This is a genomic window from Micromonospora sp. NPDC057141, from assembly GCF_042670805.1.
GTDB lineage: Bacteria > Actinomycetota > Actinomycetes > Mycobacteriales > Micromonosporaceae > Micromonospora.
The window spans coordinates 25987-45189 of sequence record NZ_JBHUVA010000054.1 but is presented as its reverse complement, the minus strand read 5'-3'; the positions used below and the strand labels follow the sequence as shown (position 1 = coordinate 45189).

The window sequence follows — 19203 nt, the reverse complement described above, 5'->3', positions numbered from 1 at the left end:
AGGCGAGCCTGCGGGCCCGGCTGCGCCGGGACTGGCCGCTGCTGGCGATGACCGCGCCGGCCGCCGCGCTGCTGCTGGTCTTCCACTACCTGCCGACCCTCGGCAACGTCATCGCCTTCCAGGACTACAACCCCTTCGTCGGCGACGACCCGGTGGAGGCGTTCCTCTACAGCGAGTGGATCGGCTTCGGCAACTTCGAGGCGCTCTTCGCCGACCCGCTGTTCTGGGACGCGGTGCGCAACACCCTCACCATCACCGCGTTCCAGCTGGTGTTCTTCTTCCCCCTGCCGATCCTGCTGGCGGTCCTGCTCAACAGCCTGATCTCCGGGCGGGTGCGCGGCTTCGTGCAGAGCGTCGTCTACCTGCCGCACTTCTTCAGCTGGGTGCTGGTGGTCACGTTCTTCGTGCAGATGCTCGGCGGGGCCGGGCTGCTCGCCCAGGAGATGCGCGAGGCCGGCCTGCAACCGTGGAACATCATGACCAACCCGGACACGTTCATCGTGCTGGTCACCGCCGAGGCGGTGTGGAAGGACATCGGCTGGGGCGCGATCGTCTTCCTGGCCGCGCTCGCCGCGATCGACCCCAACCTGTACGAGGCGGCGGCGGCCGACGGCGCCGGGCGGTGGCGGCGACTGTGGCACATCACGCTGCCCGGGCTGCGGCCGGTGATCGTGCTGCTGCTCATCATGCGGCTGGGCGACGCGCTGTCGGTCGGGTTCGAGCAGTTCATCCTGCAACGGGAGGCGGTCGGCCGGGACGCCGCAGAGGTGCTCGACACCTTCGTCTACTACCAGGCGATCGCCACCCAGCAGTGGGGCCTGGGCGCCGCGGCCGGGTTGTTCAAGGCGGTGGTGGGCCTGATCCTCATCCTCGCGGCCAACAAGCTCGCGCACCGGCTCGGCGAGCAGGGGGTGTACTCCAAGTCATGACCGCACAGCGCAGTGGCATCGGACCGGCGGCGGCCGCACCCGCGACGGGCGGCAAGCCGCCCCGGCGGCGGCGCGGCAGCCCACGGCCACCGTGGGAGGAGCCGCCCTCGCCGGTCGGCCTGTTCGGCAAGGGCGTCGTGCTCGTCCTGCTCGTGGCGGCGGTGCTCGTGCCCCTGTGGGCGGTGCTGGTGACCAGCCTCGCCTCCCGGGAGACGATCGACGCGGCCGGCGGCATGGTGATGGTGCCCCGGGAACTCGACCCGTCGGCGTACATCACGATCTTCAACGGCGGCCAGATCACCCGGGCCGTCTGGATCAGCACCCTGGTCACCGTCCTCGGCACGACGGTGAGCCTGGTGCTCACCGTGCTGGCCGCGTACGGGTTGTCCCGGCCCGGTTCGGTGGGGCACCGGGGCCTGCTGTTCTTCTTCCTGCTGACCTTCCTGATCTTCCCCGGCCTGGTGCCCAGCTACCTCGTGGTGACCGGGCTGGGGCTCAAGGACAGCATCTGGTCGCTGATCCTGCCCAGCGCGATCAGCGTGTTCAACCTCGTGGTCATCCGGGCGTTCTTCATGGGCGTCCCCGGGGAACTGCTCGACAGCGCCCGCATCGACGGGGCGGGCGAGTTCCGCATCCTCACCCGGATCATGCTGCCGCTGTCGAAGGCGGTGATCGCGGTGGTCGGCCTGTTCTACGCCGTCGGCTACTGGAACGCCTACTTCAACTCGGTGCTCTACATCGACGACAACGACAAGTTCCCCATCCAGCGGGTGCTGCAGAGCTACATCCTGGCCGGTCAGTCGCCGAACGTCTCCGGCGCCGCGGTGAGCCTGCCCGGGATCACCGCGTACCCGCCGACGCTGGCGGTGAAGATGGCGGTCGTCGTGGTGACCGTCGTCCCGGCGATCATCGTCTACCCGTTCGTGCAGCGGCACTTCACCAAGGGCGTCATCACCGGTGCCGTGAAGGGCTGAGCCCCCGGCGCCCCGTGCGGAGCGGACTCCGCGTGGGGCGCCGGCCGGCGTACCCGGACACCACCACCTCAGTGAACGGACGGTGCGGCATGTGGGACGAGGCCCGGCTCCGCTTCGGCGGCGACTGGAACCCCGAGCAGTGGCCCGAGCGGGTCTGGGCCGAGGACGTCGTCCTGATGCGCCGGGCGCGCGTCAACCTCGTCACCGTCGGCGTTTTCGCCTGGTCCCGCCTCGAACCCGCGCCCGGCCGCTACGACTTCGGCTGGCTCGACCGGGTGCTGGACCTGCTCGCCGACAACGGCATCGGCGCGGCGCTGGCCACCCCGACCGCGTCGCCGCCGCCCTGGTTCTCCCTGGCCCACCCGGGCGCGCTGCCGGTGACCGCCGACGGGGTACGGCTGCACCACGGCAGCCGGGACACCTACTGCGCCGCCGCACCGGCGTACCGGGCCGCCGCCCGGCGGATCGCCGACGTCCTCGCCGACCGCTACGCCCACCACCCGGCGCTGGCCCTGTGGCACGTGCACAACGAGTACGGCACCGTCTGCCACTGCGAGCACGCCGCGACGGCGTTCCGGGCGTGGCTGGCCGCCCGGCACGGCTGCCTGGACGCCCTCAACGAGGCCTGGACCACCAGCTTCTGGAGCCAGCACTACTCCGACTGGGCGCAGATCAGCACCCCCCGGGCGACGCAGTACCTGGCCAACCCCGGCCAACTGCTCGACTTCCGCCGGTTCTGGTCGGACACCCTGCTCGCCGCGTACGCCGAGCAGCGGGACCTGCTGCGGGCGGCGAACCCGGCGGTGCCCGTGACCACCAACTACGTCCTCGGCGACTGGGTGCCGGTCGACCACGCCGGCTGGGCCGCCGAGGTCGACCTGGTGGCCATCGACCACTACCCGTCGGCGGTCGACGGTGGGGCCGAGGAGCAGACGGCCCTCGCTGCGGACCTGGCCCGGGGCTGGGCCCGCCACGGCGCCCGCGCCCGGGCCGCCGCCGACCCGACTTCGACCGCCCGCGACCACCGCGCCCGCGCCGACGGCGACGGGCGGCGGCGCGGCGCGGTGCCCGGCGACGCCGCCGACGGCAGCGCCTGGCTGCTCATGGAGAGCGCCCCGAACCTGATCTACACGGCCGGGCGGATGCACCCCAAGGAGCCCGGCCGGATGGCCCGGCACAGCCTCGCCCACGTCGCCCGGGGTTCGCGCGGCGCGATGTACTTCCAGTGGCGTGCACCCGTCGGCGGGGCGGAACGCTTCCACTCGGCGCTCGTGCCGCACGCCGGCCCGGACAGCCGGATCTTCCGCGAGACGGTCGAGCTGGGCGCGATCCTCGACCGGATCGCCGAGACCGACGGCGCGACGGTCGAGGCGTCCGTGGCGATCGGCTGGGACGCCGCCAGCGGGTGGGCCCTGCGACACCCCGGCCTGCCGTCGCAGCGGCTGCACCACCACGAGGAGGTCGCGGCGGCGCACCGCGCGCTGTGGCGGGCCGGCTTCGGCTGCGACGTGGTGCTGCCCGGCGACCCCCTCGACGGGTACGCGCTGCTGGTGCTCCCGGCCCTCTACCTCGCCTCCGACGCCGCAGCGGCGTGGGCCCGCAGCTACGTCGAGGGCGGCGGCCACCTCGTGGTGACCTGGCTCAGCGGCGTCGCCGACGAGCACGCCCGGGTCCGCACCGGCGGCTACCCGGGCGCGTTCCGCGACGTGCTCGGCGTGCGCGTGGAGGAGTTCCACCCGCTCGCCGACGGCGAACAGGTCCCCCTCGCCGGGGGCGGCACCGGGCTGATCTGGGCCGAGGCCGTCGGGCTCGCCGGGGCCGAGACCGTCCGCGCGTACGCCGGTGGGGCGCTCGCCGGGCAGCCGGCGGTGACCCGCCACCGCCACGGCGCGGGCACCGCCTGGTACGTGTCCACCCGACCCGACGACGAGACGTACCGGCGGCTGCTGACGGACGCGGCCCTCGCGGCCGGCGCGGTACCGACCTGCCCCGCCGCGCCGGCCGGGGTGGAGGCGGTGCGCCGCTCCGGCGCGGCGGCGAGCTGGCTGTTCCTGCTCAACCACACCGACCGGGCGCACCGGGTGCCGGCCACCGGCGTGGAACTGCTCACCGGCGCGCGGGTCGACACGGCCGTGGAGGTGCCCGCCGGGGGCGTAGCCGTGGTCAGAGAGGCCAGACGGGAGCCGACCGACCGTACGCGGGCGGCAGGTGCGGCCAGTGCAGCGGGTGACCGTCGAGGCGACCCGGCGGGGTGACCCCGCGCCACCCGTCGCCGAGGTTGCCCCGGTACGCCTCGTCCCCGGACGGACCAGTCGGATCGGGTGGATCGGGCTCGCCAGCGCGGGCCGGCCGGGGCCCCTGGTCCAGCAGCCACCGCGCCGTGCGGGCCAGGGAGATGCTCACCTGGCACGCCTCACCCGCGCGTTCCCGCCGGGCCAGGGCGGCAAGGACTCCGGCGGCGAGCAGGTAGCCGGTCGCGTGGTCGAGCAGTTGGCATGGCAGCGCGCCGGGGCGGCCGTCGTCCCCGCGTACCGTCCAGGCGATGCCCGTGGCGACCTGTACCAGGCTGTCGAAGCCGCGGCGGGCACCCCAGGCGCCGTCGGTGCCCCACGCCGTCAGGCAGGCGACGATCGTGCCGGGATGCCGGTCGGCGACCTGGTCCGGGGCCAGGCCGAGCCGGCGCAGCGCGCCCGGGCGGTACCCGGTCACCACGACGTCCGCCCCGGCGACGAGGCGGTGTAGCGCGTCCCGGCCGGCGTCTGTGCCGGCGTCGAGCAGGCAGCTCGCCTTGCCGATCACCCCATCGACGGCGTGCAGCGGCAGCTCCGGCCGGCGCGGGTCGTCGACTCGCAGCACGTCAGCGCCGAGCGCCGCCAGCATCCGGGTGGCCACCGGACCGGCGATCACCCTGGTCAGGTCCAGCACCCGCAGCCCCGACGCCGGCAGCGGCCCGGGGCCGGGTAGCGCCGGCGCGTCGCCGAGCCGCGCGGCGGCCACCAGCGGGGAGCCACTTGCAGTCTGTGGCGGCGCGCCCGGCCACCACTGCTGCGGGGTGCGGGCCGCGACGGCCAGGCCGCCAGCGGCGTACGTGAGGGTCTCCACCTCGCCCGCCGGGCGGGCGGCCACGGCGTCGGCCAGTTGCCGGCTGACCTCGGCGTCGGGCCCGTCGGCGACGCCGAGCGCGGTCAGCAGCGCGGCCCGGTGCCAGGGGTAGTTGGCATGGGTGCGTACCCACCCGTCGGCGGCCCGCCACAGCCGCGACAGCGGGGCGAAGCCGTCGATCCCGCGTCCGGCGGCGTCGCGCAGCAACGCCTCGCCGCGCACCGCCGCCACGACGTGGCCGGTGTCCAGGGTGACCTCGGGGCGCCGGCCGGCGCGGGCATGGCTCAGCTCGGCGGCGGCGGCCAGGCAGGCGGCCACGGAGGCGACCGCGCACTCGGCGACCGCCAGCGGTGCCGACAGGGTCGCCGGGCACGGCTCGCCGGTCACCCGGGGCGCGGCGTCGGCCGAAAGCCTCAGCTCCGTCAGGACGTTGTCGCGCACGCTCACCCGGCCATCATCGCGCGCCGGTCCCCGGCCGGCCCGCCGTGGGGTCGCTCCCCGGCCGGTACGGGTCGGCAGGCCGATCCGCCAGGGCAGCAGCGCGGCCGAGGGAAACTGCGATGCCTGTCGATGCGTCTGCCCTTGCGGGTGCTCCCGGCCGACGGCTAGTTTGTTGGCAATCCAGACTAACCTTCGACTCCAGCGCCGCCGACACCACTGAGGGGAACGCGTGGGAACCAGGGGAGCGACCGCGGTGCTGACCGCGTTGATGCTCGGCGTCACCGCCACCGCCACCGCCACCGCAGCCGTGCCCGCGCAGGCCGCCTCGGCCGGCTGTGCGGTGACGTACCGCGTCGGCGGGCAGTGGCCCGGCGGCTTCACCGCCGACGTCACCGTCACCAACCTGGGCGCCCCGGTCACCGCCTGGACGCTGACCTGGTCCTACCCGTCGGGCCAGCGGGTGACGCAGGCGTGGAACGCCACCGTCACCCAGGCCGGCGCGCAGGTGACCGCCCGCAACGCTACCTGGAACGGCGGCCTGGCCACCGGCGGCAGCACCAGCTTCGGCCTGATGGGCTCGTTCGGCGCCGCCAACCCCGCCCCGACGGGCTTCGCCCTCAACGGGACCAGCTGCGGCGGCGACGCCCCGGGTGACCCCGGCGACCCGGGTGGGCCGTCCGGCGTGTTGGCGCAGACCCACACCGCCGGGCGGGTCGTGACCGTCGGGCAGACCGTGCAGTACAGCTGGCCCGGCATCTACTTCGAGGGCCGGTTCCGGGGCACCGGCGTCGGGCTCGTCCTCGACGACGCCGTCAACGACTACGACGTCGCCGTCGACGGCACGGTCGTCGACACCCTGGTCAAGCCCGGCGCGACCACCCACTGGGTCGACGGGCTCGCCGCCGGCGAGCACAGCGTCCGGCTCGTCAAGCGCACCGAGAGCCCGTGGAGCGCCAGCGCGTTCGGCGGCCTCGCCGCGGCCCCCGGCGGGGCGATCCTCGACCGGCCCGCCGCCCGCAGCCGGCAGGTCGAGTTCATCGGCGACTCGCTGACCGTCGGCTACGGCAACATGTCGACCACCCGGGACTGCACCGGCGACGAGGTCACCCGCACCACCAACACCGACCTCAGCTTCGGCGCGCTCACCGCCCGCGCGCTCATCGCCGACTACCAGGTCAACGCCTACTCCGGCATCGGCATGGTGCGCAACTACAACGGCGGTTCGCCCGGCGTCACCTACGGCACCTACTACGACCGGGCGCTGCTGCACGTCGACGGCGACGTCTGGGACCGGCCCGCCACCTGGCGCCCGCAGCTCGTCGTGGTCGACCTCGGCACCAACGACTTCTCCACCCCGATCAACAGCGGCGAGGCGTGGACGGAGGCGACCCTGGCCGCCGCCTACCGCGCCACGTACGTGTCGTTCCTGGAGAAGCTGCGGACCCGCTACGGCGCGGGCACGACCATCGTCGTCGTGGGCACCAGCCTCTTCGGGGACAAGGCCCAGCAGGTCGTACGCGACCGTAACGCCGCCGGCGACGCCAAGGTCCGCTACTGGTACCTCGACGACGCCGGACTGGACCTCCTCGGCTGCCACTGGCACTATTCCGCCGCCGACGACCGGCTCATCGCCGACCGGCTCGGCGACTACGTCGCCACCCTCGGGCTGGACTGGTAGCGGAGCGGGAGGCCCGCCGGTCGGGAGCCCACAGGCCGACCACCACCACCGACTCCCACGTACCTCTCATCGTTCTCGGGTGGTGGGCCCAGGCCCGCCTGGTCTGCTCTACCGGTGCGACTACGTGACATCCGGCGGCGCAGAGCCGCCCTGCTGGCAGCCGGCTGCGCGGCGGTCCTGCTGACGGTCGCCGTGGTGGCCGACCGGTGGGTCGCCCGGACGGCGGCGCAGCGGCTGTCCGACCGGCTGGCCTGCGCCGCCGGCCTCGACCGGCCGCCTCGCATCGAGCTCGGCGGGTTCCCGGTGCTGCTCGGCGTGCTCACCGGGGAGGTGAGCCGGGTGACCGTGGGGGCCACCGACGTCCGGCGCGGTGACCTGCGGGCCGCCGAGGTGGACGCCGAGCTGTCGCGGGTGCGGCTGCCGGGGGAGCAGCCGGCCCGCATCGGCGCGCTGGACCTGCGGATAAAGGTCGGCTTCGACGCCCTGCCCGGCACGGTCGGCGACCGCCCGGTGAGCTTCCGGGGCGTCGGCGGGCTGCTCGCCGTCGAGACCACCGTCCCGCTGGCCGGGCAACAGCTCCCGGTCACCGTGTTCGCCCGGCCCGCGATCGACGCCGGCCGGCTGACCATCACCCCCACCGAGATCGAGGTGCTGGGCATGCGCCGCTCCGCCGGGGCCGGTCTGGTGGACCGGCTCACCGGGGGCCGCGACCTGTCCCGGCCGCTGCCCACGCTGCCCGCCGGCCTGAGCTGGCAGGGCGTCGACGTCGCCGACGACGGCCTGCGGCTGAGCCTGACCGGCCATGACCTGACCCTGCCCGGAGGCGGTGGCGACGGCCGCCGCGCCGGCACCTGCGGAGGAGACTGATGCACGCCCGGACCGACGGTTGGACCCACCGGACGCTGGAGCGGCTGGGCGGCTGGTGCGCGCGCCGGCCCTGGCGGGTCCTCGGTGCCTGGCTGCTGCTCGCGGCCGCCCTGATCGGCTGCGTCGCCGCCTTCGGCCGGCCGGTCGACAACGACATCGCCCTGCCCGCCAGCGACGCCCAGGTCGCCCGCGACCTGAGCGAACGCGGCGGCGGCGGATCCAACAGCTCCGGGCAGGTCGTGGTGCACGTCGACGCCGGCCGCCTCGACGAGCCGGCCCGCCGGGCGGCGCTGGAGCGCACCGCCGCCGCGCTCGCCGGGGTGGAGCACGTGACCCAGGTCGACGGCGTCGACGCCCGCGCCGGCACCCTCAGCCCCGACGGCCGCACCGGCTACCTCACGGTCCGCCTCGACGTGGGCGTGCGCGACGTGGACAAGGCCCTGAGCCAGGCGGTGGTGGACGCGGCGCAGCCGGCCCGCGACGCGGGCGTCGAGACGGTGCCCGGCGGGGTGCTCGCCACGGCGGCCGAGCGGGGCGGCTCGCACACCTCCGAGGCCGTCGGGCTGCTCGTGGCCGCCGTGGTGCTGCTGTTCGCCTTCGGCGGTCTGGTCGCGGCGGCGGTCCCGCTGGTGACCGCCCTTTTCACCCTGGGGTGCGCGCTCGCCACGGTCGGGCTCGCCGGTCACCTGGTGGCCGTGCCGTCGGCGGCCGGGAACCTGGCCACGATGATCGGGCTGGGCGTCGGCATCGACTACGCCCTGTTCCTGATCACCCGCTACCGGGCGCTGCGGGCCGTCGGCACGCCGGGTGACGAGGCGCTGGTCGCCGCCATGGGCACCGCCGGGGCGGCGGTCGTGTTCGCCGGCGGCACGGTGGTCATCGCCCTCGGCGGGCTCGCCGTGGCCGGGGTGCCCATCCTCGGCACGCTGGGCTGGACCGCCGGCCTGGTGGTCGTGGTGGCCGTGCTCGGTGCGGTGACCCTCCTGCCGGCCCTGCTGGCCGTGCTCGGCCCCCGCATCGACGCGCTGCCGCTGCGCCGCCGTCGCCGCGGCGACGGCGGTACCGGCTGGGCCCGGCAGGCCGAACGGGTGACCCGCCGTCCCTGGCGGTGGGCCCTGCTCGCCGCCGCGCTGCTCGCCGTGCTCGCCGCCCCCGCCGCCACGCTCAGCGTCGGCCAGCTCGACGCCGGAGACAACCCGCCCGGTAGCGCCACCCGTACCAGCTTCGACCTGCTCGCCGAGGGCTTCGGTCCCGGCATCAACGGCCCGCTCAACGTGGTCGCCGCCGTCGAACCCCCGGCGGCCGGGACCGCCGACCCCCGGCTCGCCGAGCTGACCCGCGAGCTGGCCGCCACGCCCGGCGTCGCGTCCGTCGCCCCGGTCCGCCTCGCCGACGGCGGTCGGGTCGCCACGGCCGTCGTGCGGCCGGACACCAGCCCCAGCGACCCCGCCACCGCGGCCCTGGTCACCGACCTGCGCGGCGTGCGGGTCGACGGCGTGCAGGTGCACGTCGGCGGGGCCACCGCCACCCGCGCGGACCTGGCCGAACGCGTCCGGGAACGGATGCCGTGGGTGATCGCCGTGGTCGTCGGGCTGTCCTCCGTGCTGCTGTACGTGGCGTTCCGCGCCCCCGTCCTGGCGGCCAAGGCCGCCGTGATGAACCTGGTCTCGATCGGCGCCGCGTACGGGGTGCTGACCGCCGTGTTCTCCTGGGGCTGGGGGGTGGGGCTGACCGGCCTGTCCGGGCCGGTGCCCATCGAGAGCTACGTGCCGATGATGCTGTTCGCCCTGCTGTTCGGCCTTTCCATGGACTACGAGGTGTTCCTGCTCAGCGCCGTGCAGGAGGCGTGGCGGGCGACCGGGGACAACCGGGTCGCCGTCCGCGACGGGCTCGCCGGCACCGGCCGGGTCATCACCTCGGCCGCCCTGATCATGGTGACCGTCTTCGCCGGCTTCGTCCTGCACACCGACCCCGTGATCAAGATGTTCGGCCTGGGCATGGCGGTGGCCGTGGCGGTGGACGCCACCGTGGTACGGGGCCTGCTGGTCCCGGCCACGATGGCGCTGCTCGGCCGGGCCAACTGGTGGCACCCCGGCCGCCGGGGTGCGCCCGCTCCCGCGCCCGAGAGGGCGGAGGCTCTCGTCGGATTCTCATCGAATTCCCAGCCGCCCGTGGTCTGATCCTGGTCGAGATGAACGCCGCTGCCGTCCGGGTCCTGGTCGTCGACGACCAGCCCAACATCGTCGACATGCTCGCCACCGTGTTGCGGTTCCACGGCTTCGACGTGGTGACCGCGACCACGGCGGCCGAGGCGCTGCGCCGCGCCGGGGAGAGCCGCCCCCGGCTCGTCGTGCTCGACGTGCTGCTGCCCGACGGCGACGGGTTCGAGGTGTGCCGGGCGCTGCGGGCCGCCGGCCACGAGATCGGCATCGTGTTCCTCACCGCCCGCGACGCCCCGCGCGACCGGATCGCCGGCCTCACCTACGGCGGCGACGACTACGTCACCAAGCCGTTCTCGGTGGAGGAGCTGGTCGCGCGGGTGCGGGCGGTGCTGCGCCGCATCGGCTCCGCCCCCGTGCCCGCCCCCGGCGTGCTCCGCTACGCCGACCTCGAACTCGACGAGGAGACCTGCGAGGTCCGCCGGGGCGGCCGGCTGCTGTCGCTGTCGCCGACGGAGTTCAAGCTGCTGCGCCACCTCATGCTCAACCCCGGCCGGGTGCTCTCCCGGGCGCAGATCCTCGACGCCGTGTGGCGCTACGACTTCGACGGCGCGTCCAACGTGGTCGACACCTACATCGGCTACCTGCGGCGCAAGCTGGACCCGCTCGGTCCGCCCCTGATCGAGACCCGGCGCGGCTTCGGCTACGCCCTGCGCGTGCCCGGGTGAACCGGCTGCCGCTGCGCCGCAGCCTGCTGCTCGGCCTGGTCGGGCTCACCGCGACGGCGCTGGTGTCGGCCGGGCTGGTCAGCGCGCTGGCGCTGCGCGCGTACCTGATGCAGCGCACCGACGACCAGCTGCGCTCCGCCGCCGCCGTGGTCGCCACCCGGGTGGAGCAGCTCGCCGGGCAGCCCTCCGGCACGGTCCGGGCCGCCGTCGCGCCGTCGGACTACCTGGTGGAGATCCGCCACCGCGGCACGCTCACCCGGTTCTCGGCGGCCACCCCGCCGGCCACCCCGCTGCTCGACCGGTTGCCCGCGCCGCCCGCCGAGGGCCCGTCGGCGCCGGCCACCATGTCGGGCGGGTGGCGGGTGGTCACCGTACGCGCCGGCGATGCCGTCGTGCTCATCGCGCTGCCGCTGGCCCCGGTGGCGCAGACCGTACGCCGGCTGGTGCTGGTGGAACTGGCCGGCGGCGCGGCGGTGCTGCTCCTGCTGGCCGGCTCCGCCCGGCTGCTGCTGGTGCGGGGGCTGCGCCCGCTGGACCGGATCACCGCCACCGCGACCGCCATCGCCGACGGCGACCTCGACCGCCGGGTGCCCCTGCACGGCGTGCGGGTCGACGACCCGCGCAGCGAGGTGGACCGGCTCACCCTCGCGGTCAACGGCATGCTCACCCGCCTCCAGGCGGCGATCGCCGCCCGCACCCGCTCGGAGCAGCGGCTGCGGGACTTCGCCGCCGACGCCTCCCACGAGCTGCGCACCCCGCTGACCTCGATCCGCGGCTACCTGCAGATCCTGCGGCACGACATGGTCGAGCCCGGCCGCCGGGCGGAGGTGCTGGCCCGCAGCGAGGACGAGGCCGTCCGGATGGGCCGCATCCTCGACGACCTGTTCTACCTGGCCCGCCTCGACGCCGAGCCGCAGCTGCGCCGCGACCGGGTGGACCTGGCGGTGCTGGCCCGCGACTCCGTCGCGGACCTGCTCGCCGCCCAGCCCGGCCGGCCGGCCCGGCTGCTGGCGCCCACGCCCGCGCCGGTCACCGGCGACGAGCACGCCCTGCGGCAGGTGCTGGCCAACCTGCTGGCCAACGTGCGCGCCCACACCCCCGCCGACACCCCCGTCACCGTCGCCGTCGAACCCGGCGGCGACGTCGTCACGGTCCGGGTCACCGACGGCGGGCCGGGTGTCGACGCCGCGCTCGCCGAGCGGGCGTTCGACCGGTTCACCCAGGCGGAGCCGGGGCGCGGCGGCGGCAGCGGGCTGGGCCTGGCGATCGTCGCCGGTATCGTCGCCGCCCACGACGGCCGGGTCGGCCTTCAGTCCCCGCCGGCCGGCGGGACCACCGTCTGGTTCGCCCTGCCCCGCGTCGGCTGACCGCGCCGCCCGTCGGGCTCAGGTGCCATCGGTGATGCGGCTCTATCGCCGCGCCCGACTGTTCAGGACTGCCCCGGCCGTACGCGCCAGCATCGCCATGCGTCGGGGTCGTGAGACGACCGCAGCGCGGGTGCGCAGACAGTCCAGCACCACGTCGGCGGCTTGGTCGACCGAGAGCATCATCGGCTTGACCTGCGCCTTGGCCATCTTGGTGTCGACGAACCCGAACCGGACAACGCTGACCTGCACCCCGTGCGCGCGCAAGGCCCCACGCAGCCCCAGCAGGTACGCCGAAAGCCCGGCTTTACCCGCGGCGTAGCCGGGCGCCTCGGGCGAGGCGGCCACATCGGCAAGGCTCGACAGGCCCACCACGTGTCCCGCCCGGGCGCGCACCATGGACGGGACCACCACCTCTGTGGTGCGCGCGGCGCCGATCAGGTTGACTTCCAACGCCCTGGTCTGCGCGGCCAGGTCTTCCACTGCGAAGAAGTCGCCGATACCAGCGGCGTAGATACACACCTCGACACCGCCGAGGGTGTCCAGCGCCTCGGCGAGCACCTCGCGGTAGCCGACATCGGTGACATCGGCGCGGTGGTGGCAGTAGCCGGCGCAGGTCAACCGGCTATTGCTGCGCGACAGGCCCGCTACCGTCCAGCCGTCGTCCAACAGCCGACGGGTGACCGCCAATCCGATGCCGTCGCTGTTGCCGACCACGATGGCCCGTCGTTTTCCCACGGCAGCTGTCATGCCAGCACGCTAGCCGAATCTGGTGGCGACGCTCCGCCCGGCCAGCCGTCGGGGATGCGTTCCAGCAGCCCACCGGCGAACACGTCGCGCAGCCCGAGCGGCTTGAGGTGGACGTACCCGATGTGGCAGTCGCAGGCCCCGTTCACGCACGTGCGGGGGCGCAGCGCGGCCCGCCACGAGCCGTCGTACAGGTTGCCGATGGGTTCGTCGACGAAGTGGCAGCGGCGCACCGTCCCGTCGCCGCGCACCGAGATCGCCGTCTCCCCGGCGTGGCAGGGCCGGCCCAGCGACAGGTGCGGGCGCACGCTGTAGCCGAACAGCGGGTCCAGCGCCGTCCAGGTCGCCTCCTGCGCGGCGTCGTAGCGGTGGCCCTCGGCGGCGTTCACCCACAGATACACGTGCGGCGGGAGCGCCGCGCGCAGCGCCCGCGCCTCGTCGAGGTGCTCCGGCAGCCCCACCACCCCGACGGAGAACCGCACCCCCAGCTCGGCCAGGCGGGCGCAGCGGGCCAGGAACCGCTCCCGGGTGACCTGCCCCGGGTGGTACGTCGTCCACAGCGCCGCCCGGGTCGCGTCGGCGTCGGCCAGCCAGTCCACCCGCGCGGCCAGGTTGGTCTGGATGACCACCCGGTCGACGTGCGGCAGGTGCGACAGCGCCACGATCGCCTCCCGGTACCAGCGGCGGGTCAGCCCCTCGCCCCACGGGGTGAACAGCACCGACAGCCGCACGTCGGCGGTCGCGGCCACCCAGCCGGTGAACCGTTCCAGGGCCGACCGGTCGGCGGCGAGCACGTCGCGCGGGTCGCGCCGCTTCGCGAACGGGCAGTATGGGCAGTCGTAGTTGCAGCTGGCCAGGGGACCCCGGTAGAGGATCGCCAGGCCGTCGCCGCTGCCGCCCCCGCCGTTGCCGAACCGGTCGGCCGTGCTCACCGGGGCACGTACCCGGTCATCGCGCGGCGCACCCGCGCGGAGGTCAGCCACGGGCCGACCGCGTCGGAGCGGGCCAGCCCGGCCGGGGTGAGCCGCAGCCCGCCGTCGGTGGCCCAGCCCCGCTCGACCAGCCGCCCCAGCTCGGGGAAGTCCTCGCCCGGCGTGGTGCCGAACCGGGCCGTGTACGCGGTCGCGTCGACGCCCTCGGCGCGCAGCAGCGACTTGAGCAGCCACCGGCGGCGCTGCTCCGTGCCGTCGAGGGCGAAGCCGAACTCGGCGTGCGCGAAGTCGTCGGCCGGGCGGGCCAGGTAGTCGTCCAGCACCGCCCGCACCTGGGTCACGCCCACCGCGTAGTCGAACGAGTAGTGCAGGCCCGTCGTGTACGACCGCGCGCCGCAGCCCAGCCCCACCATCGGATCGTCCTGGCAGCAGTAGTCCGGCCCGTCCGGCGCGGGCACGTCGGCGCGGCGGAACTGCCGCATCGACTCCTGCCGGTAGCCGGCCGCGCCGAGCACCTCCACCGCCTGCGCGTACAGGGCGAGGCGCTGGGCGTCCCAGTCGGCGCGGGCGTGCGCCCGACGGCCCAGCCCCGTCAGCGGGCGCACGTACAGCGGGTAGAGGTAGAGCTCCTCCGGCCGCCACGCCAGCGCCGCGTCGAGGCTGCGCCGCCACGTGTCGGCGGTCTGCCCGTCGATGCCGTAGATCAGGTCGACGTTGAGCAGCGGGATCGCCGCGTCGCGGATCGCGCCGAGCGCCGCCTCCACCTCCGCGCGCCGCTGCGGCCGGCCGGCGGCGCGGGCCTCGACGTCGAGGAAGCTCTGCACCCCGATGCTCACCCGCGTCGTGCCATGCGCGGCGAGCACCGCGAGCCGGTCCGGCGTCGCGGTGGCCGGCGACGTCTCCACCGACAGCGGTACGCCGGGCAGCCGCGCGCCCAGCGTCGACGTGGCGATGTCGAACAGCTCGGTCAGCTCGTCGGCGCTCAGGTATGTCGGCGTGCCGCCGCCGAACGCCACCCGGGCGTGCCCGGCGTCGCCGCCGAGGGCGTCGGCGACCCGTTCGGCCTGCCGGCGCAGCTGCCGCAGGTACGCGGTGACCTGCTCGGCGGGCGCGCCGGTGCGGGTGAACAGGTTGCAGAACCCGCAGCGCATCTCGCAGAACGGCACGTGCGCGTAGAGGAACAGCGCGTCGCGGGGCTCGGCCCGCCACACGTCGGCGAGCAGCGGCCGGGGCCGCAGCGCCCGGTACGACGTCTTGTGCGGGTACGCGTAGAGGTACTGCTGGTACGGCGAGCCGTCGAGGCCCGCGAGGGTGCTGGTCACCATTCTCCCGGTCGCAGGGTGAAGTGGGCGTACGGGACGGTCCACACCACGTCGTGGCCGATGCGGTGGCCGGTGTGGCCGTCCTCCCCGTACGCGGTGCCGTGGTCGGAGCAGACGATCGTGAACACCGGCCGACCCCGCCCGGTGAGCAGGGCGAACAGCCGGCCGACGCGGCTGTCGACGTATTCCAGGGCGGCGGCGTGGCTGGCCAGGTCGTCGGCGTCGGCACCGGGCAGGTAGTGCCGGTTGGGCTGGTGCAGCGCCGCGACGTTGAGGAACGTGAACGTCGGCCGCCCCGCCGGGACCAGGGGCAGCGCCTCGGCGAGCCGGTCGAGTTGCGCGTCCAGGCAGCCGGGGGAGGTGACGCCGAACTCCGGCTCCCAGTGCGCCTCGGCGAACAGCCCCGGCAGCACCGACCCGAGCGCGCCGCGCCGGTTGAAGAACCCGACCCCGCCCAGGCAGAGCGTGTGGTAACCCTCCCCGGCGAGGGCGGTCGGCAGGTCCGCCGCGTCGAACACCCACGTGTGCGCGCCGGAGGTCTCGCTGCCGGGGAACGCCGCCGCGTACAGCCGATCGTGCCGGCCCGGGGCGGCCGGGGTGGGCAGGAAGCCGGCGAAGAACGCGTGGTGCGCGGCGTAGGTGAAGCTGGCGGGGGAGTGCCGCCGCTCCCACCGGCCGCCAGGCAGCACCCGGGCGAGGGTGGGGGTGCGCCCGGCGGCGGCCAGGTCGTCGGCCACGTCGAAGCGCAGCGTGTCCAGGGTGACCAGGCAGACGTCGTGGCTTCCGATCAGCTGCCGCACGCGACCGCCTCCGCCACTTCCGTGCCGGCCCCCGTGACCGCCGCTGCCGCCCGCCACCGTTCCCACCGGCCACTGGTCAGCGCGTGCACCTGCTCGGCGTAGGTGTCCCGGCCGTCGGCCAGCACCCCGGGCAGCAGGTCACCGAACGCGTTGACCTCCGCCACCGCGTGCCGCCGCCAGCCGAGCTGGAACATCAGGTCCACCCCGACGTGCAGGCTGCGCGGGAAGCACGCGGCGGCCCGTACGCAGGTCTGCATCGCCGCCGCCCACGCCGCCGGACCGGCGGCGGCCCGCAGCTCGGCCAGGTCGCCGCGCGCGTTGCCCAGGTGCAGGTTCGTCAGCGGCCCGGTGGCGGCCCGCACCACCGCGTGGGTGGGACGGCCGGCGACCACCACCACCCGCAGGTCGACGACCCGGTCGCGGAGCCCCGCCTTGGGCAGCCACCGCTCCACGTGCAGCCCCTCGGGGGCGAGCCGGTCGACGAGCGCGGCGACGGTCGCCTCGTCGTCGTAGGTGCGCACCCGCAGCGAGTTGAACAGCCCGTCGGGGGCCACCTCGATCGGGGTGACCGCCCGCACGCCGCGCGGGCCGACGGCGAAGGCCAGCACCCCGGCCGCCGACGAGCCGTGTGTGGGCTTGACGAACACCCGCGCCCACCCGGCGGCGGCCATCGCGGTGCGCAGCTCGTCGTACCCGCCGATCGGGGGCAGCGCCGCCGGGACCGGGACCCCGGCGGCGGACAGCCGCGCGTGGCAGCGGCGCTTGTCGCACAGCGCCGCCACGTCGCCGGGGTCGTTGAGCAGCTCCGCGCCGCCGGCCGCGACCCGGGTCAGGCCGTCGACCAGCCCGGCGTACGCGTCGGCGAGGCCGACCAGCTCGCCGTGCCGCGCCGGGACGGCCGCCCGCCGCAGCAGCCGGTCCACCTGCGGGTCCTCGCCGGGGGAGTCGACGCGCACCAGCGCGCCGGCCGGCGGCGGGGCCGCCCCGGTGAGCACGTCGGCCCAGGGCAGCACCGCCGGCCGGGGCAGCCCGGCGGCGAGCGTGGCGGCGGTGAACAGGCCGACGCGGCGGTTGTCGGGGTTGCCGACGACGGTCAGCCGCATGTCACTCCGACACCAGCGTGTACCGGTACACCTCGTCGCCCTCGATGTAGGGCGTCTGCGGGTCGGACAGGTCCACCGCCACGCCGGCCAGGGTGGCCTGGACCGTCGCGACGACCTCGTCGGTGACGTAGTGGTGACTCAGGTCCAGCATCGTGAGGTGGGTCAGCGGCTGCCCGCCGGCCAGGGCGAGCGCGCCCCGGTCGGTCAGGGCGCCCAGCGACAGGTCCAGCAGCTCCAGCCGCCGCACCACCGGCGCGGCGGCGAGGGCCTCGGCGATGTCGTCGGCGTGCTCGGCGTTGCGCAGCCCGAGCCGGCGCAGCGCGGGGAATCGCTGCCCGGCCAGCAGCGGGGCCAGGTCGTCGATGCCTGTGTCGCCGCCGTAGTATTCGACGCCGAGCCACAGCTCCAGGTCGGTCAGCGCGGGCAGTTCGGAGTCGAGCACCGCGCGGACGAAGTCGCCGCTCAGGCCGCCGCTCTCCACCTCGAGGCGGCGCAGCCGTTCGTGGCGCACCGGCGAGAACCGGAAGTCCTCGCCGCCGCGCACCCCCAGCACCTCCAACTTGGGGTACGCGGTCAGCAGCCGGCTGACGTCGCCGACCCGCATCCAGGAGATCTCGCATTCCTCGCTGACGATGTCGCCGAGGAACAGCGCCGTCAGGTTCGGCAGGAGCGGCGCGGCGGCGCAGAGCTGGTCGAGCGGGGCGGGGTTGACCGCCGCATACCCCCAGGCGCCGACGACGAGGGCCTGCACCGACTCGCCGGTGGCGTCGACGAACCGGTCGAACGCGTCCCGGAAGCGGGGGCAGGGCACGTGTTTGCTGCTGTCACCCCAGTCGGGCTGGTCGATGCGCCAGGCGACGGGCCCGTCGACGGCGGGCAGCGGGCCGTCGGCGGGGACCTGGACGACCCGGCGGCCGGCGAAGGACTCGGCGTGCGACAGGACGGTCATGGCAGGCTCACTCCCCGACCGCGGTGAAGCGGTATTCGCGGCCGTTGTAGACGTCGGCCTTCTGCTGTTCGGACAGGTCGACCTCGACGCCGGGCAGGGCGGCGACGACCCGCTCGGCGGCGGCCTCGGACAGGAAGTGGTGGTGCAGGTCGAGGCGGCGCAGGTGGGTCAGCGGCCGGCCGGCCAGCAGCGCGTCGGCCCCGGCGTCGGTGAGCACCCCCTTGGACAGGTCGAGCACCTCCAGCCGGTCGACCACCGGCGCGGCGGCGACCGCAGCGGCGACCAGGTCGGCGTCCTCGGCGTTGCAGACCGCGAGGTGGCGCAGCGCCGGCAGCCGGGTGCCGGCGAGCACCTCGGCGAGGTCGTCGGTGGTCGTGTCGCCGCCGTAGTCGGACCGGCCGAGCCACAGCTCCAGGCGCTCCAGCGCGGGCAGGTCGCAGCCGCCGACCGCGCGGACCACCGCACCGGGCAGCCCGCCGGTCTGGAAGACCAGCTCCCGCAGCCCCGTGTGACGCACCGGGTCCAGGTGCAGCTCGTTGGCCCCGCGCACCCACAGCACCTCCAGCGACGGGTACGCCGCCAGCAGCCCCGTGATGTCACCGTGAGTGAGCCAGGAGATCTCGCACTGCTCGCTGACCAGGTCGGCGAGGAAGACCGCCCGCAGCGACGTCCATTGCTGCGCCGCCTCGACCAGCAGCTCCACCGGCAGCGCCCGCTCGTACGCCGAACCCCACTCGCCGATCACCAGCGCCCGGACCGCGGCGGTGGGCACCTCGTCGCGCAGGGCCGTGACCAGGGCGGCGAACTCCTCGGGGTCGGCCTCGAAGTCCTCCACCTCCAGCCGCCACGCGACGGCCGACGGATCGTCGGGGAGGGCCATCCCCGGGGTGAAGGGCAGCACGGGCAGCCCGGCGAACGACGACAAGTGGGAGCGGATCACGCCAACCTCCGGCTCGACTGGTGCAGCGGCGGCGCGACCGTAACAGGCCGTACCGACAACGTGATCACCAACTGCGTCGCCGATCCGCATGTCTAGTCACGAACGTCGATGTCTGGTAGAAATTTTGCAAGGCCGGCCCCCTGAATCGCAAGAATCCAACCCCACGGC

At 75.1% G+C, this 19203-nt stretch carries 16 protein-coding genes; 8 read left to right on the top strand and 8 right to left on the bottom strand.

Annotation, left to right across the window (positions count from 1 at the left end; genetic code table 11):
• Nucleotides 1–8 precede the first annotated feature (8 nt).
• From ACFT41_RS23065 to ACFT41_RS23055, 3 genes are all read left to right on the top strand, one after another.
• Complete coding sequence (locus ACFT41_RS23065) at nucleotides 9–929, top strand: ABC transporter permease (RefSeq protein WP_377613974.1); 921 nt, start codon at nucleotides 9–11, stop codon at nucleotides 927–929.
• Nucleotides 926–1903 carry a carbohydrate ABC transporter permease gene (locus ACFT41_RS23060; protein WP_377589240.1) on the top strand — a complete coding sequence of 326 codons (978 nt, stop codon included), beginning with the start codon at nucleotides 926–928 and terminating at the stop codon, nucleotides 1901–1903. Before ACFT41_RS23065 ends, ACFT41_RS23060 begins: the two co-directional genes overlap by 4 nt.
• A 71-nt stretch (nucleotides 1904–1974) precedes the next feature.
• A complete protein-coding gene (locus ACFT41_RS23055) occupies nucleotides 1975–4158 on the top strand; it encodes a beta-galactosidase (protein ID WP_377589241.1) in 2184 nt (727 codons plus the stop codon).
• Here the strand turns inward: ACFT41_RS23055 and ACFT41_RS23050 are convergent.
• Nucleotides 4067–5452, bottom strand: coding sequence for a CoA transferase (locus tag ACFT41_RS23050; RefSeq protein WP_377589243.1), 1386 nt, complete (start codon nucleotides 5450–5452; stop codon nucleotides 4067–4069). The two genes, ACFT41_RS23055 and ACFT41_RS23050, sit on opposite strands and share 92 nt — an antisense overlap.
• Before the next feature lie 223 nt (nucleotides 5453–5675).
• Here ACFT41_RS23050 and ACFT41_RS23045 point away from each other — a divergent pair, with 223 nt between their 5' ends.
• The 5 genes from ACFT41_RS23045 (at nucleotide 5676) to ACFT41_RS23025 (ending at nucleotide 12245) form a co-directional block, all read left to right on the top strand.
• Nucleotides 5676–7124, top strand: a complete 1449-nt coding sequence (locus ACFT41_RS23045) for a cellulose binding domain-containing protein (RefSeq protein WP_377589244.1) — start codon at nucleotides 5676–5678, stop codon at nucleotides 7122–7124.
• A 114-nt stretch (nucleotides 7125–7238) separates the two neighbouring features.
• Nucleotides 7239–7991, top strand: coding sequence for a DUF2993 domain-containing protein (locus ACFT41_RS23040; RefSeq protein WP_377589245.1), 753 nt, complete (start codon nucleotides 7239–7241; stop codon nucleotides 7989–7991).
• Nucleotides 7991–10171, top strand: a complete 2181-nt coding sequence (locus ACFT41_RS23035) for an MMPL family transporter (RefSeq protein ID WP_377589246.1) — start codon at nucleotides 7991–7993, stop codon at nucleotides 10169–10171. The genes ACFT41_RS23040 and ACFT41_RS23035 overlap by 1 nt, the downstream gene beginning before the upstream one ends.
• Nucleotides 10172–10182: 11 nt before the next feature.
• Nucleotides 10183–10878 carry a response regulator transcription factor gene (locus ACFT41_RS23030; RefSeq protein ID WP_377589247.1) on the top strand — a complete coding sequence of 232 codons (696 nt, stop codon included), beginning with the start codon at nucleotides 10183–10185 and terminating at the stop codon, nucleotides 10876–10878.
• Nucleotides 10875–12245 carry a sensor histidine kinase gene (locus ACFT41_RS23025; protein ID WP_377589248.1) on the top strand — a complete coding sequence of 457 codons (1371 nt, stop codon included), beginning with the start codon at nucleotides 10875–10877 and terminating at the stop codon, nucleotides 12243–12245. The genes ACFT41_RS23030 and ACFT41_RS23025 overlap by 4 nt, the downstream gene beginning before the upstream one ends.
• A 42-nt stretch (nucleotides 12246–12287) precedes the next feature.
• Here ACFT41_RS23025 and ACFT41_RS23020 read toward each other — a convergent pair whose 3' ends face one another.
• Genes ACFT41_RS23020 through ACFT41_RS22990 form a run of 7 tightly spaced genes read right to left on the bottom strand, consistent with a single transcriptional unit; the run spans nucleotide 12288 to nucleotide 19035 of the window.
• Complete coding sequence (locus ACFT41_RS23020) at nucleotides 12288–12992, bottom strand: SDR family NAD(P)-dependent oxidoreductase (RefSeq protein WP_377589249.1); 705 nt, start codon at nucleotides 12990–12992, stop codon at nucleotides 12288–12290.
• Complete coding sequence (locus ACFT41_RS23015) at nucleotides 12989–13921, bottom strand: STM4011 family radical SAM protein (protein WP_377589250.1); 933 nt, start codon at nucleotides 13919–13921, stop codon at nucleotides 12989–12991. The genes ACFT41_RS23020 and ACFT41_RS23015 overlap by 4 nt, the downstream gene beginning before the upstream one ends.
• The gene (locus ACFT41_RS23010; RefSeq protein WP_377589251.1) at nucleotides 13918–15243 is read right to left on the bottom strand and encodes an STM4012 family radical SAM protein; all 1326 of its coding nucleotides are present in this window, start codon (nucleotides 15241–15243) and stop codon (nucleotides 13918–13920) included. Before ACFT41_RS23010 ends, ACFT41_RS23015 begins: the two co-directional genes overlap by 4 nt.
• Nucleotides 15240–16043 carry an STM4013/SEN3800 family hydrolase gene (locus ACFT41_RS23005; RefSeq protein ID WP_377589252.1) on the bottom strand — a complete coding sequence of 268 codons (804 nt, stop codon included), beginning with the start codon at nucleotides 16041–16043 and terminating at the stop codon, nucleotides 15240–15242. Before ACFT41_RS23005 ends, ACFT41_RS23010 begins: the two co-directional genes overlap by 4 nt.
• Nucleotides 16031–17146, bottom strand: a complete 1116-nt coding sequence (locus ACFT41_RS23000; protein WP_377613973.1) for an STM4014 family protein — start codon at nucleotides 17144–17146, stop codon at nucleotides 16031–16033. Before ACFT41_RS23000 ends, ACFT41_RS23005 begins: the two co-directional genes overlap by 13 nt.
• Nucleotide 17147: 1 nt before the next feature.
• Entirely contained in the window at nucleotides 17148–18095 is a 948-nt protein-coding gene (locus tag ACFT41_RS22995) for an STM4015 family protein (protein WP_377589885.1), read from the bottom strand.
• Nucleotides 18096–18102: 7 nt separating this feature from the next.
• The gene (locus tag ACFT41_RS22990; RefSeq protein ID WP_377589884.1) at nucleotides 18103–19035 is read right to left on the bottom strand and encodes an STM4015 family protein; all 933 of its coding nucleotides are present in this window, start codon (nucleotides 19033–19035) and stop codon (nucleotides 18103–18105) included.
• Between the last annotated feature and the right edge of the window lie 168 nt (nucleotides 19036–19203).

What these genes read in the sequence shown, in the direction of transcription:
- ACFT41_RS23060 (WP_377589240.1), top strand. Translation starts at nt 926, where the DNA reads ATGACCGCACAGCGCAGTGGCATCGGACCGGCGGCGGCCGCACCCGCG.
- ACFT41_RS23035 (WP_377589246.1), top strand. Translation starts at nt 7,991, where the DNA reads ATGCACGCCCGGACCGACGGTTGGACCCACCGGACGCTGGAGCGGCTG.
- ACFT41_RS23030 (WP_377589247.1), top strand. Translation starts at nt 10,183, where the DNA reads ATGAACGCCGCTGCCGTCCGGGTCCTGGTCGTCGACGACCAGCCCAAC.
- ACFT41_RS23020 (WP_377589249.1), bottom strand. Translation starts at nt 12,992, where the DNA reads ATGACAGCTGCCGTGGGAAAACGACGGGCCATCGTGGTCGGCAACAGC.
- ACFT41_RS23000 (WP_377613973.1), bottom strand. Translation starts at nt 17,146, where the DNA reads ATGCGGCTGACCGTCGTCGGCAACCCCGACAACCGCCGCGTCGGCCTG.
- ACFT41_RS22995 (WP_377589885.1), bottom strand. Translation starts at nt 18,095, where the DNA reads ATGACCGTCCTGTCGCACGCCGAGTCCTTCGCCGGCCGCCGGGTCGTC.